11 protein-coding genes are annotated in these 12,776 nt (G+C 68.9%); 7 read left to right on the top strand and 4 right to left on the bottom strand.

From position 1 onward, the window contains the following. Window positions 1-64 precede the first annotated feature (64 nt). The gene (locus C8D78_RS03855) at window positions 65-2,701 is read left to right on the top strand and encodes a LuxR C-terminal-related transcriptional regulator (protein WP_244208254.1); all 2,637 of its coding nucleotides are present in this window, start codon (window positions 65-67) and stop codon (window positions 2,699-2,701) included. 144 nt (window positions 2,702-2,845) lie between these two features. Further along, window positions 2,846-3,310 carry a universal stress protein gene (locus C8D78_RS03850; protein WP_120950510.1) on the top strand — a complete coding sequence of 155 codons (465 nt, stop codon included), beginning with the start codon at window positions 2,846-2,848 and terminating at the stop codon, window positions 3,308-3,310. Between the two features lie 299 nt (window positions 3,311-3,609). Here C8D78_RS03850 and C8D78_RS03845 read toward each other — a convergent pair whose 3' ends face one another. Continuing rightward, window positions 3,610-3,897: a hypothetical protein gene (locus tag C8D78_RS03845; protein WP_120950509.1), complete on the bottom strand. Its 288-nt coding sequence runs from the start codon at window positions 3,895-3,897 to the stop codon at window positions 3,610-3,612. 749 nt (window positions 3,898-4,646) lie between these two features. Here C8D78_RS03845 and C8D78_RS03840 point away from each other — a divergent pair. After that, a complete protein-coding gene (locus tag C8D78_RS03840) occupies window positions 4,647-4,982 on the top strand; it encodes a YegP family protein (protein WP_120950508.1) in 336 nt (111 codons plus the stop codon). Between the two features lie 58 nt (window positions 4,983-5,040). Here C8D78_RS03840 and C8D78_RS03835 read toward each other — a convergent pair whose 3' ends face one another. Then, the gene (locus tag C8D78_RS03835) at window positions 5,041-5,307 is read right to left on the bottom strand and encodes a hypothetical protein (protein WP_120950507.1); all 267 of its coding nucleotides are present in this window, start codon (window positions 5,305-5,307) and stop codon (window positions 5,041-5,043) included. Window positions 5,308-5,465: 158 nt separating this feature from the next. Next, window positions 5,466-5,828: a hypothetical protein gene (locus C8D78_RS19655; protein ID WP_167467842.1), complete on the bottom strand. Its 363-nt coding sequence runs from the start codon at window positions 5,826-5,828 to the stop codon at window positions 5,466-5,468. Between the two features lie 882 nt (window positions 5,829-6,710). On the opposite strand from C8D78_RS19655, the gene C8D78_RS03820 reads away from it, so the two are divergent. The 4 genes from C8D78_RS03820 to C8D78_RS03805 all read left to right on the top strand — a co-directional run bounded on the left by C8D78_RS03820 (window position 6,711) and on the right by C8D78_RS03805 (window position 12,050). After that, window positions 6,711-7,217, top strand: a complete 507-nt coding sequence (locus C8D78_RS03820; protein ID WP_120950504.1) for a sigma-70 family RNA polymerase sigma factor — start codon at window positions 6,711-6,713, stop codon at window positions 7,215-7,217. Then, entirely contained in the window at window positions 7,214-7,939 is a 726-nt protein-coding gene (locus C8D78_RS03815) for an anti-sigma factor family protein (RefSeq protein WP_120950503.1), read from the top strand. Before C8D78_RS03820 ends, C8D78_RS03815 begins: the two co-directional genes overlap by 4 nt. 109 nt (window positions 7,940-8,048) lie before the next feature. Beyond that, a complete protein-coding gene (hrpB, locus tag C8D78_RS03810; protein WP_244208225.1) occupies window positions 8,049-10,697 on the top strand; it encodes an ATP-dependent helicase HrpB in 2,649 nt (882 codons plus the stop codon). A 129-nt stretch (window positions 10,698-10,826) separates the two neighbouring features. Continuing rightward, window positions 10,827-12,050 (top strand): macrolide family glycosyltransferase, encoded by a 1,224-nt coding sequence (locus C8D78_RS03805; RefSeq protein WP_167467841.1) that lies wholly within the window; start codon window positions 10,827-10,829, stop codon window positions 12,048-12,050. 20 nt (window positions 12,051-12,070) lie between these two features. Here C8D78_RS03805 and C8D78_RS03800 read toward each other — a convergent pair whose 3' ends face one another. After that, complete coding sequence (locus C8D78_RS03800; protein ID WP_120950500.1) at window positions 12,071-12,760, bottom strand: alpha/beta hydrolase family protein; 690 nt, start codon at window positions 12,758-12,760, stop codon at window positions 12,071-12,073. Window positions 12,761-12,776 lie beyond the last annotated feature (16 nt).

The raw sequence follows: 12,776 nt of genomic DNA, 5'->3' as shown, positions 1-12,776 counted from the left end.
CAAGGGGTCTTTGCGCCCTGTTGGAGCCCTTTCGCGTCCGCCTAGCATGTGCAACGTGGGAGAGATGCTAAACCCCGAATGGGTGCCTGGTCCGCAGTTCAAGATCCGGCCACCTGTGCGAGGCCTCGGAGCGCTGGAGCGCCCGCGCCTGGAAGACGCGTTGTCCGTGTCCACAGACTCGCACCGCCTGACGCTCGTCACAGCACCAGCCGGCTACGGCAAGACGACATTTCTGGGCGACTGGGTCCGCAACTGTGCCCTGCCGTGCGCGTGGCTGTCGCTTGACCGCTTCGATACCCAACCCGCACGACTGTTTCACGGCGTCGTCGGGGCGATTCAATCGGCGGCGGGCAGGCTGCCGCTACCTGGAAATGATGCACTTCTGGCGCTTGACCAAGGCCTGACCCACGACCGGGCTGCCTCCTACGACCTCCTCCTCGGAGCGCTCGAACACCTCACCGAGCCGATCGTGCTGGTGATCGACGACGTTCATCTGGCCGGGCCCGAACTCGCCAACGGAATTGTCGGGGTGCTCGCGGCCTCGGCGCCCCCTTCACTGCGGCTGGTCCTCTCGGGACGCGGGCATGCGCCCATCCAGCTGGAGAGGTTCCGGTATGGCGAGGGACTTGGCGAACTTCGCGCCCCGGAGCTCGCCTTCACCCGGGAGGAAGTCGGCCATTACGCGTTTTCGTTTGGACAGGGCGCGGCCTTTGACGCGGGATCGCTATGGGCAGTCACGGCCGGCTGGCCCGTCGCCGTCCACGCCAGGCTCGTCTCGCTGGCGCAGTCCCGCCACGTGCCGGTCACGACGCCGAACGCCTTCCCCACTCAAATCCCCCTCGCCGACTACGTCGCGGAGGAGATCCTCGACCAGCTCGAGCCGTCTCTGGCGGAGTTCATCCTGCGGGCCACTACAAGCGACTGGCTGGGCCGTCGTCTCGCCGTCGAACTCTCCGGCCGGCCCCAGGGCGGTGTGCTGCTCGAGGAATGCCTCCGCAACGGCCTTTTCATTGCGGAGCATGACTACCGCGGCGGCGAATCAATGTACCAGTGGCAATCACTCTTCGCGGCTCAGTGCCGGCGCATCCTTCAGCGGCGGGATCCCCTCCTGGCGGAGCGTTTGCACCGCGTCGCGGCGCGGTATTACCAGGACGCCGACGTCGTTGAGTGCGTGGCCCAGGCACTGCAGGGGCGCGCACCCCGGGAGGCCGTGATATCCCTCGGAGCCCATTGGCTTGAGTTCGTGCTCGGCAATGACGCCCGGACCCTCGAACAGCTCTGCGAGGACTTGCCGGCGCCATGGAGCGAGGACCCCGAAATCCTGATGATCCGAGCTGTCTGCCGAGTCCTTGCCGGCGACGCCGCCGCCGCGTCCGAGCTGACGGAGCGTGCGCTATCGCGGACTTTTGTCCTTGACGACAGTCGACGTCGACGGCTGGACGGTTACCGGGCACTCTTCGAGCCGTTGCCGGACGGGGGCCGGCTGGGCCTTCACGCCACCAAGGCGGAGGATGGCCGGTCAACTATCGACACCCCGGATGACGGCCGTTCCGCCGACTGTTCGACCGGCATGTATCTGCTTGCCCAGGCCGAGTTCCGACTGCATCGCAGGGGCGATCTTGCGACCGCCTTGCTCGCAGCAGCCAGGGGCACCCGTAAGCCCGAAAAACTGGAAGCGATCGAAGTCTGCGCCCAGGCGGATCTCGCGTTGGCTTTCGCAGCGGCCGGGGACCTGGCGAGCGCCGACGAATATGCCACGCAAGTGTTGGGACGGGCAGACGCGCTGGGCTGGACTTCGAAAGAGCGGATCGCTCCGGCCTGGCTGGCACGCGGCATCGCATGCTACTGGCGGGACGATCTGACAGCCGCGCGGACGTGCCTCACCAAGGCCCAGCGGGCAGGCGGCGAGCTCTTCCCGGCCGGCCCGCTCACCGCCACATACCGGGTGCTGGTTGACTGTGCCTCTGGTGATCCGGCCCGGCTCGCCGACTCGTTCGCGGCGCTGGAGTCGTTTCATGGACGCGGACTGTTCGCCGTGTCCTCGGATGCCCTGCATTCCATCGCCGTGGCAACGGTTACGGAGGCTCAGGGCGATCCCGCCGCTGCGCTGGCGATCGTTCAACCGCTGGCCCCCGGAGGGCACGGAGCCTTGGCGGATGCGCTGCTGGCAGAGCTGTTGCGCCGGGGAGGGGACATCGACGGCGCCCAGCACTGTGCGGAGTCGATGACCGATCGTCGGTCGAACGCCTATATCGACGTCTGCCTGAGCCTGACCGAGGCGCTGGTGGCTCACCGGACCGGCGACACGGCCGCGGCACACGAGCGGCTTGAACACGCAGTCCACCGGGCCGAGCCGGCATCAATCCTGCGGCCGTTCGCCGAGCGGAGAGACGAACTCGCTGATTTGCTCGTGCAGCACGCCGTCTGGGGAACCGCCTACGAGTCCTTTATCGCGGCGCTCATGGCGCGCGATGCGCAGGGCGGGAGCGGACTTCGAACACAGTCCTACTGGAGCCTGACGGAGCGGGAGCGCGAAGTCCTTGCCTACATGCGATCCATCATGACCGCGGCTGAAATTGCCGATGCCCTGTACATCTCCGTAAACACGGTCAAGACGCACGAGCGGTCAATCTATCGCAAACTCGGAGCGGGTAGCAGGCGTGATGCCCTCAAGACGGCCGCCAAGCGGGGAATTGTCTAACCGGAGCCTGTCGACGTCGTCCATGACGGAGGTTATCCGACACAGGTGGACCCGGCAGGGGACCGAATTGAGTCCGGGGGTTTCTTTTGGGGACGGGGCCAGAGGCCTCTAGGCGCCACAATGCGGCGGTGAAATTCTGTAACCATGACAAATGCGGATCCCTTTGTGATTGTGGTTGGATTTGACGGTTCGAAGCAATCGCGCGACGCCCTGGAATGGGCCATTCAAGAGTCCAAGTACCGTGATGCCGAGCTTCGGGTGGTAACGGTCTGGAACAAAGCGCCGATGTCGTGGTATCCGGCGCTGCTGGAGACGGCGGCCGGCGAAATCGTGGCCGAGGACTCTCCGGAACAGCAGGCTGAAGCCCTCAGCGCGGACGCCGCGCAGGCCGCGGCCGGTGTAAACGTGGTGAAGTTAACCGTCCGGAACGACTCGGCGGCCTCGGCCATTCTTAAGGCCGCGCGGGAAGCCGATCTGGTGGTGGTCGGCTCCCGGGGCCACGGCGGCTTCGCAGGCCTGCACATCGGCTCGGTCTCCGCCCAGGTGGCCAGCCACTCACCGTGCCCCGTCCTGGTGGTCCGTCCCAAAGCCTCCTCCCAAGCCGGCTGACGGAAGCCCGCTGACGGGGGCCGGCTGACGGAGGAGGGGTGACGGAGGCCGCTGACGGGCCCAAGACGGTCCTGTCCGGGGACGGCGGGGGTTGCACCCTCCGCCGTCCCGGCCTTGCTGCCACCTCGCTGGCGTTGCGAGGCCGGGACGGCCAATGGGACGGGTGCGCCTACTTGCCCGCGCGGGCCGACGGGACCCTCTCCGGGCTCCTCAGCCACCAGCTCGACGAAGGCGGGTGGCCTGCTCCGTGCGCCGCGCGTCCTGGACCCGTATGAAGGCCCTTCGTGAAGTGCGGGGCGTTACGGCAGGACCTTGTAGAGGTCGATGACCGTCTCTTCGGGCGGCGAGGCGAAGCCGCCCTCAATTCCCTGCTGCATCCGGGGCATGAGGATCGTGTCCCGGAACTTTTCCCAACTCTCCTTCGAGTCATGGACGGCCATGATGGTCCACCCGCCCGCGGACGACCCGCCGGCGTGGAAGATCTGGCCTTCCGGCAGGCGCCCCTCGCCTGGATGGACCGCCGCAAGCGACGCTTCGTATTGCTCCTTAGTGCCTCCCGGGAAGAAGTGCACGACTCCATAGGGCATGGTTACTCCTAGGCTGGTGGATGTACTGGACAAGGCCAGTCGTAGACTCCGCCGCGGGGCATGTCAAGGGTGGGATGGTCCTGCCCCGCCGACGAGCCGGGGCGGCGCTCCTGCTAGATGGGGTCGACGATCCTGAATACGGTCCTAAGTCCCTGTTTCCGTGTCGGTCCCCACGGCTAGTGTTGCGTAAGGCGCATGGCGGTCCGTGATTCGAGCCGGTGCGTCTCCAGCAAAGAACAATGGGGGGTACGTTGTCCAACGATTCAAGCACGACCTGGCGACCCGACGATGCAGGCCGCATCACGTCGAAGGAGCCTTTCGATCGCAGTGACGCCGGCGCGCTCACTTGGGACCGGCCCATCCCGCCGGCATCCCCGGGCGCCAGCCGAGTTGACTACTGCCGCGACCATTGGCCGCCCTTGTAGGCGGTACCGTGACGCCCCCGCGCACGGCACTGTGCTGGGCGCGAGGCAGACGGATCACCGGCGCGGCATACGCGCCAAAAAAGCACAGCCACCAGTCCATGCGGGCGCAACCACGCGTCCGCTTGCAGCCTGGTTGGTTGCTGTTTACCCAGGATTTACGTGCGTGGCCTTGTGAGCGTTTCAAGGCCACGGCGAAACTTTTACCATGGGCTGACGGCGTCTCGTCAGTCCATTAGGACCAAACCAGCGGGCGGCGGCGACACTTGCCCAGCCATTCCGGGCAACGATGTCCGGGAGGGCAGCCTGCATTTCGGGAGGATCGTCATGGCCGGCACGTTTGAATTATTTGTTGACGCCGACGCCTGCTTCAGGTTCCGGCTTAGGGCTCCGGACGGGGCAGTCCTTGCAGTATCCAAGGCTTTTGCGGACAAGCCCGCGGCCGTGGCCGGCATCACCGCCGTGCGTGAATACGCCGGAATGGGGCTGATCAGTGACCTGTGCCCGGCGTCCTCCACAGCCACCCCGGCAGCACCGCGGCCCAAAGCAGCCGCCACTCCGGTGCCCGGCGTCGACCGCCGAGTCCATGACAATGATCTGCGCATCCGCGCCAGAGCCCTCCGGCGCCCGGCGCACGCGGCAGGCGCGATCGGCGTCGCCTGAACCGTCCGCCTGAACCGTCCGGCGCTTAGCGCCGGACGGACTCGCGCAGGAGGCCGGCCTAAGGGGCCATTCCTGCCTGCACCGGAACAAAGTCGATTTTGTTCGCCGCGTGAACCGTCTTCCTGGGGGCCCGCGAATATCCCTTGGCGTCCAAATGATTCTGCGCCCGGAAAGCGGCAAGCGCCTCGTCATAGATGCCGTTGAGCCGGCGTCCGGAAAACACCTGCGCAGAGCCGTCGGTGAACGTGATGGTGATGAGCGCCGTGTCGGGAAAATGCCGGGGCATGCGGATGAAGCCGTCGGCATCCTGCTTGAGGTTGATCATGTGGTTCCCACTTTCGTGATCGAGATGATCCAGTCTCCCGTCTTCGCTGAGTCTTATCCAACCCGTCTTGTCCAACCCGTCTTATCCAACCGCGAATCCAACCGACAGAATTTATGCGGCCGAATCCGAGTGCCGAGCGGCCGTCGAAGGCGGCCACCCTATTCGGCCACGTAGGCGTCCACGGCTTGCTCCACTTCGGCACCGATACGGTCCCAGGAATCGGCGGGCGCGGCGACCACCACCACGCTGCCACCCCTGCTTCCCGTCACAAGGCAGGCCATTTCGCGGTACTTGTGCGCGCCTATGCGCGTTACGTACGTGTCCTCGACGCAGGAACCGGTGCCGCCCCGGAACGGCATTCCGGAACGGTTCGCCAGTCGGGTGGCGGATGCGGCGTGCTCGCCGGTGAGGTGGGCGAGCCGAAACCCGGCCCAGTTGGACAGCGACTCCCCGCCTTCTTGCGGTGTGGCGTTGAAATAGATCCTGAGTTCACTTCTCGGGCCAGTGACCCGTGCGGACACGGTGCCAGGGTCCCCGGGAATTGGAGCTGCATCGGGCGGGACGGATAGCACTGCTGTCCCACCGGGAAGTTCCAAGGACTGCCACCCTGCCGGAGCCGGGCCGGCGCGAAACCAGCCGAACGGCACTGCGCCGGACGGAGACACCGCTGGTGTGCGGTTCACGGGCCGGGCGCAGCCGCCGCTGACCATCACGGCCGTGGCTCCCAGCAGCCCGGCGAGCACCATCGCCTGTCTGCGGCATCGAAGGGACCGTGTAGTCCTACCTGTTGCCGTCACCGTCGTCCGGCCCTCCGTTGTTGTCGGCATCATGATCGTTTCCGCGAGATACCCGGGCGGGCGGCGGGACCATGGGTTGTGGAGCCGGGACCGCCAGCGGAAGGACGCGGCGCGGCGCCGGAGGCACCGGTCGGACCGCCGGGGCTGGAGCATTGTGCGCCGGGGCCCGCACGATGGGAGCCGGCGCGGGCGCTGCCGGCACGAGCCGCTGGGCGGGCACCGCCGGTGCCGGCACGGGCTGCCGGGCTCCGTTGGCGTTATGGCGGACGGTGCCCGTGGGTGGCGTCGAAGGCGACGTCGACGGGCCGGCCTTCGCCTTCGCCGGCGTCACAAGGGCAGGGAGAGGGGGAGAGGCCGGCACTGCCGGGTGCCCGGCAAAGCAGGCCCCGAGCAATAGCGTCGTGCCCAGCGCGGCGGCAGCATACGCCCGGCGGGAAATCTTCATAGGGGGCTCCTGGGGGAAGGCCGGCCTTCCGCGGCCGGGCTGTTCCTAGAACGGTCCCGGCCGCCCAGAGGTTCAACCCGGACCCCGGTTTCCGCACGCAAGGGTTTGAGGGCAGTGAACTGAAAACCGGCCGGCGTCGTAGTACATGCAAGGAGGCGGACATGTCCGATCAGGAGGCCGAACTGTTGCGCTCGCTGCACCAGGCCTACGGTCCGGCGCTATGGCGGTTCGTCATGAGAATGACCGGTGACAGCACAGTGGCCGACGACGTCGTGCAGGAAACACTGATCCGCGCCTGGCAACACCCGGCGATTCTGCAACGCCCGGACGCTGCGGTGAAGGCCTGGCTTTATACGGTGGCCCGCAACCTGGTCATTGATGACCGGCGCAGCGCCCGTCGCCGGCACGAGACCCGGGGCGACGAGCTCCCGGAGATTCCAGAGGCGGACCGGGTCGACAGGATCCTCGATGAGTGGCTCGTAGCGGACGCCCTGGCCGGACTATCGGCCGAACACCGAGCCGTCATTATCCACTCGTACTACCGCCGGGAAACAACGGCCGAGATCGCGCAAAGCCTGCAACTGGCGGAGGGAACGGTGAAGTCCCGCCTGCACTACGCGCTGCGAGCTCTGCGGCTGGCCTTGCAGGAAGGAGGCGTAACTCCATGAGCCACACCGGAATCGATCGATACCGCAGCTGGGATGCCGCCTATGTGCTGGGGTCCCTGGTGTCCTCCGAGCGTCATGAGTTCGAGGAACACCTCTCCGGTTGCGCCGCCTGCAGGGCAGCCGTGGGCGAGCTTGCCGGACTCCCGTCGTTGCTGGCCGTTCTTTCACCCGAGGAGGCACAGGCCCTCGGCCGCTCCGACGCGGGGAGGCCGCCGCAAGGACTGCTCCCGGGGCTTGCGAAAAGGGCCCAGCGGGGGCGGCGCCGTGCGCGCCTGGCCGTCACCGGACTGGTGCTGGGAGCCGCTGCCGCGTCGGGTGCTGTCGCAGTTGCGGTCACATCCCCCGCCCCGCCGGCTGCGCAGACGCAGCCGGCATCAGAGGTGATGCTGAACTTCACCCCAGTAGTCGACAGCGCACTGGTTGCCAAGGGTTCCCTGACCCGGCAGCCGTGGGGAACGCGCATCGACTGGGAGTGCACCTACACCGTGTCCCCGGTTGAGCTCCCGCCCCAGGCGGCGCCGGGCGGTCCCCGGACCGCGGAGGCGTATGGATTGGTGGTTGTTGACTCCACAGGGGTCGCCACGCAGGTGGCCACGTGGACGGCGACACCAGGCACGGTGGCCGCGCCGACTGCGACCACAGATGTCCCGGTGGCTGACATCCGCCGGGTCGAAATCCGCGCTGTCGCCAGCGGGCAGACGCTCCTTCGCGCGCGCGTGTAGACCCGGGCACGCCCCGCGAAAGAAGACGGGACGGCACCCGTCCGGGGCATCCGGGCACCCGATGCACCGGCGGACGCAGCCGGGATCGAATACCGGAGACAATGGAGGCGTGACTTCCGCGACCACACCCCTGGACCCTGCCTGCGCCAAAGGACTCTTCGACCTCCGCGCCATCGGCGCCGGCCTGACGTTTGCGGACTCCCTGACGGACCTGGCGGCGGCACTGCAGCGGGGCGCCGGGGCCTCAACAGTGGTGCAGGCTCCGCCGGGGACGGGCAAGACGACCCTGGTGCCTCCGCTGCTCGCGAACATCGCTGCGGGCGGGAGTTCCGGACGTCCGAGCATTGTCGTCACCCAGCCGCGCCGCGTCGCCGTCCGCTCGGCCGCGCGTCGCCTGGCCGCCCTCGACTCCAGCCGGGTCGGGGACCGCGTGGGCTACACGGTCCGCGGCGAACGCCAGAGCGGCCCCGGTACCGTGGTCGAGTTCGTGACCCCGGGGATCCTGCTGCGCCGCCTCCTCGCGGACCCGGGGCTTGAAGGCACCGATGCCGTGATCCTCGATGAGGTTCACGAACGCGGTCTGGAGACCGATCTCCTCGTCGGCATGCTCGCCGAAGTCCGCCAACTTCGCGGGGACCTGAGGCTCGTCGCCATGTCGGCGACCCTCGATGCACCCCGATTTGCCGCGCTGATCGGGGACGCGGCTGGAATTGACGACGCCGGCAGCCCGGCGCCGGTAATCGACTGCCCCTCAGCACTGTTCCCCCTGGACCTGGAGTGGACCCCCGCGGCGGCTCCGCGGCTCGATGAACGCGGCGTGACCCGGGCCTTCCTGGACCACGTGGCCGACACTGCAGCGGCGGGGCACGCCGCCGCTCTGGCCGCCGGGCAGGATCTCGATGCCCTGGTGTTCGTCCCCGGCGCGTGGGAGGTCTCCTACGTTGCCGCAAGGCTACGGGGCCGGAGCCAGGCCGACGTCCTGGAGCTCCACGGCCAGGTCAGCCCGGCGGAGCAGGACCGCGCCATCTCCGGGCGCCAGCCCGGCGCAACGGCGCGGATCATCGTTTCGACGGCGCTCGCCGAGTCCTCCCTCACGGTGCCGGGCGTCCGGCTGGTCATCGACTCCGGGCTATCGCGCGAGCCGCGACGCGATTCCAGCCGCGGCATGTCCGGACTCGTCACGGTGTCCTGCTCCCGGGCGTCCGCGGACCAGCGGGCAGGCCGGGCCGCACGCCAGGGCCCGGGCAGGGTGATTCGCTGCTATGACCAGAGGGCCTTCGGTGCCGCTCCGGCCCACCAGACTCCGGAGATTGCGGCGGCGGACCTGACCGGCGCCGCCTTGATCCTGGCGTGTTGGGGAGCTCCCGCCGGCCGGGGGCTCAGCCTGCCGGACGCGCCGCCGGCCGCCGCCATGGAGGAAGCCGTTGAAGTGCTGCGCGATCTTGGCGCCGTAACGCCGGACGGCCACGCCACGGAACTGGGCAAGATCCTGGCCCGGGTCCCGACGGACCCGCGGCTGGCCCGCGCCCTGCTTGACGGGGCCGCGACCGTGGGGCACCGCACCGCGGCCGAGGCCGTGGCGCTGGTCTCGGGAGACCAGCGTGCCCCCGGCGCGGACCTCACGCGCCTGGTGGCCGCGTTGAGGACCGGGCGGGATCCCGGGTCCCGGCGCTGGACGGAGGATGTCCGGCGGATGGAGGGGATCGCCCGCCAGGAGGCGTCCGGCGTCGCGCCGTCCAAGACCGCCGGAACCGTGCGCGCCGCAGAGGCGATCGGCTTCGTCGTCGCACTGGCTTTCCCGGACCGTGTGGCGCGCCGGGTTCCCGGCGAGGGCCCGGCCCAGTATCTGCTCACATCCGGAACGCGGGCCGGGTTACCGGCCGGCAGCCCCCTGTCCGGGCACGAGTGGCTGGGCGTGGCCGAAGTATCGCGCGCCCGGGGCCGCGACGCCGCCGGGACCGGCGCCGTCATCCGCTCTGCCGCACCGCTGATGGCGGACACCGCCGAAGCCGCCGCCCGGCACCTCCTGAGCGAAACGCTGGAGGCGCGGTTCAGCCAAGGCCGCGTCTCGGCCCGGCAGGAGCGCCGCCTCGGCGCGATCGTGCTCTCGTCCACCCCCGTACGGCCTCCGGCGGAGGAGGGCCGTGCCGCGGTGGCACGCGCCCTGGCAAGCGAGGGGCTGGCGACCATCGGATGGTCGACGCCGGCGGAGGCCCTGCGCCGCCGTCTGGCGCTCCTGCACCGGGAACTGGGTGCGCCCTGGCCGGACGTCTCCGAAGCGGCGCTGCTGGCCCGGCTCGACGAATGGCTGGCCCCGGAGCTCGGCACCCTGGCCGGCGGTGCTTCCACCGGCGGGATCGACCTCGCCGGCCCGCTGAGCCGGCTGTTGCCTTGGCCCGAGGCGGCCAGGCTGGGCGAACTGGCGCCGGAGCACCTCGCGGTCCCCAGCGGATCCAGAATCCGGATCGACTACCCGGACGCCGCCGACGCCGGCGGACGGCCCGTCGTTGCCGTCAAACTGCAGGAGTGCTTCGGCTGGGCCGACACGCCTCGGCTGGCAGACGGACGCGTGCCAGTCCTGTTCCACCTGCTCTCCCCGGCGCGCCGCCCCCTCGCTGTGACGGACGACCTCGCCTCATTCTGGTCCGGACCCTACGCTCAGGTCCGGGCCGAAATGCGCGGCCGTTATCCCAAGCACCCCTGGCCCGAAGACCCCTGGACGGCGCCCGCGACAGCCCGGACCAAGCCCCGGAGCTGATACCACCGACTGGCACTCGCGCCGCCCGGGCAACGGGGGCATGATGAAGATGGACGACGCCGGCGGACCGCCGGGGACCCCTGGACGCCGGCCAAGCGGGACATAGCCCAGCGATGAAGAGTGATGGCCATGCACTTTGCGTTCGTCTCCATTCCGGCCTACGGACACGTCAACCCGACCCTGCCGCTGGTGGCGGAACTTGTCAGCCGGGGGCACCGGGTCACCTACTTCACCTCGACGGACTTCGAACCGCGGATCCGCCGCGCCGGCGCTGCTTTTCGAGCGTCCGGCGGCAACTGGCTGGCGTCACTGCCAGGACTGGGGGGCGGCCAGCGGCCGCCGGCGCACGTGATGCTGCCGATCATGACCAAGGTGTTCGAGGACATCAGGTCCAGCTTTCCCGCCCTGGTCGAGCTGCTGCGGCAGGACCCGCCGGATGCTGTCTGCTTCGACGCGATGACGCTCAGCGGCAGCATGGCGGCCGAGAAGATCGGCGCCCCGGCCATTGCCCTCCTGCCCACCTACGCCACGAATGAACATTTCTCGCTGCGGACACTCATGCCTGCCCCGCCACCCGGGAGCGCCGATGAGATGGCCAAGGTCAGGATGGCCATGGGCCGGCTGCTCGCGGAGTTCGCGGCCGAGCAGGGTGTGCGGACGCCGCGGATGTTCGACGGTCCGCCGGCACCGTTCAACATCGTGTTCATTCCCCGCGAGTTCCAGCCCATGGGGGAGACATTCGATGACCGGTTCCGGTTTGTCGGGCCGAGCGTGGGCGGCCGGGACGACGACGGCGAGTGGATTCGTGAGGGAACGGGCCCGCTGCTCTTCATTTCGCTGGGAACCACTCCGCTGAACTGCCAGCCGGACTTCTTCAAGATGTGCCTGGACGCCTTCGGCGGGGGCGGCTGGGACGTTGCCATGGCGGTCGGCGAACAGACCAGCGTGGCAGACCTGGGGACCATCGCGCCGAACGTCAGGATCCGGCCCTTCTTTCCCCAACTGCAGGTCCTCCGCCAGGCAGCTGTGTTCATCACCCACGCGGGCATGAATTCGACCATGGAGGCGCTCTATTTCGCCGTCCCCATGCTGGCTGTGCCGCAGCAGCCGGAGCAGGCGGCCACCGCCCGCCGGCTCGAAGAACTGGGCCTGGGCCGGCGCCTGGCCGCAGAGGAAGTCACACCGGAAGCCCTGCGGGCCGGAGTGGACGCCCTCCATGCCGACGCGCAGGTCCGGCGGAACGTGGCCGCGATGAGCGACATCGTCCGCAACGCGGGAGGGTCCGCGGCTGCCGCCGACGCCATTGAAGCGCATGTGCGCCACGGGGCCGGGCGGTTCGGGAACGTTGGCTAGGAGGCTAGGAGGCTAGGAGGCTAGGAGGCCAGCCCGGCGGGACTTTTGCCATGCGTTTTGAGGAACTCGGCAACACTGGCCGCCAGAGACGCGCCCACCTCGTCGGCGTCACGCTTGAGGCCGGCGACCGCAAAGGAATGGTCGCCGCCCTCGCGCCACTGGACGGTCGCGGCCGGCCCGATCCTGGCCGCCACAGCCTCCAGCAGGTCCGGTGTGGCAAACGGGTCCCGCGTGCCCTGCAGGAAAAGCATCGGCACGGTCAGTCCGTAGAGGTGCGCATCACGAATTTTCTCGGGTTTCCCCGGCGGGTGCAGCGGATAGCCCAGATAGACCAGGCCGGCGGCCGGCATGCCCTCCGCCACCGCCATTGAGGCCATGCGGCCGCCGAACGACTTTCCGGCGGCCCACAGCGGCCTTCCGCCGGACCGGGCCGCGGCGGCATCCAGTGCGGCCCGCCAGGCGGCAATTGCGGCCGGGGGCCGGTCCGGGAACTTCTTCCCGGCCTCCCGATAGGGGAAATTGAACCGCAGGGTGGCCACGCCCAGAGCATTCAGGGCCCGGGTGAAGCCCGTCAGGAACTGGTGGTCCATGCCCGCGCCGGCACCGTGGGCAACAACCAAGGTGGCAAATGCGCCGTCGGGTTCGGCGAACGCGCCGGAGACCGCAGCATCACCGACGTCGATGGTGATCGGGGACTCGGAGGTGGTCATGCATCCATCATGCCGG

Origin of the sequence: Arthrobacter oryzae (assembly GCF_003634095.1) — a bacterium.
GTDB lineage: Bacteria > Actinomycetota > Actinomycetes > Actinomycetales > Micrococcaceae > Arthrobacter > Arthrobacter oryzae.
Note: the sequence above shows the minus strand (reverse complement) of the source record. Positions and strands in the feature narration are given on the sequence as shown.

What these genes read in the sequence shown, in the direction of transcription:
- C8D78_RS03815 (WP_120950503.1), top strand. Translation starts at nt 7,214, where the DNA reads ATGAGCCACACCGGAATCGATCGATACCGCAGCTGGGATGCCGCCTAT.
- C8D78_RS03805 (WP_167467841.1), top strand. Translation starts at nt 10,827, where the DNA reads ATGCACTTTGCGTTCGTCTCCATTCCGGCCTACGGACACGTCAACCCG.
- C8D78_RS03840 (WP_120950508.1), top strand. Translation starts at nt 4,647, where the DNA reads ATGGCCGGCACGTTTGAATTATTTGTTGACGCCGACGCCTGCTTCAGG.
- C8D78_RS03845 (WP_120950509.1), bottom strand. Translation starts at nt 3,897, where the DNA reads ATGCCCTATGGAGTCGTGCACTTCTTCCCGGGAGGCACTAAGGAGCAA.
- C8D78_RS03800 (WP_120950500.1), bottom strand. Translation starts at nt 12,760, where the DNA reads ATGACCACCTCCGAGTCCCCGATCACCATCGACGTCGGTGATGCTGCG.
- C8D78_RS03855 (WP_244208254.1), top strand. Translation starts at nt 65, where the DNA reads ATGCTAAACCCCGAATGGGTGCCTGGTCCGCAGTTCAAGATCCGGCCA.
- C8D78_RS03835 (WP_120950507.1), bottom strand. Translation starts at nt 5,307, where the DNA reads ATGATCAACCTCAAGCAGGATGCCGACGGCTTCATCCGCATGCCCCGG.
- C8D78_RS03820 (WP_120950504.1), top strand. Translation starts at nt 6,711, where the DNA reads ATGTCCGATCAGGAGGCCGAACTGTTGCGCTCGCTGCACCAGGCCTAC.
- C8D78_RS03850 (WP_120950510.1), top strand. Translation starts at nt 2,846, where the DNA reads ATGACAAATGCGGATCCCTTTGTGATTGTGGTTGGATTTGACGGTTCG.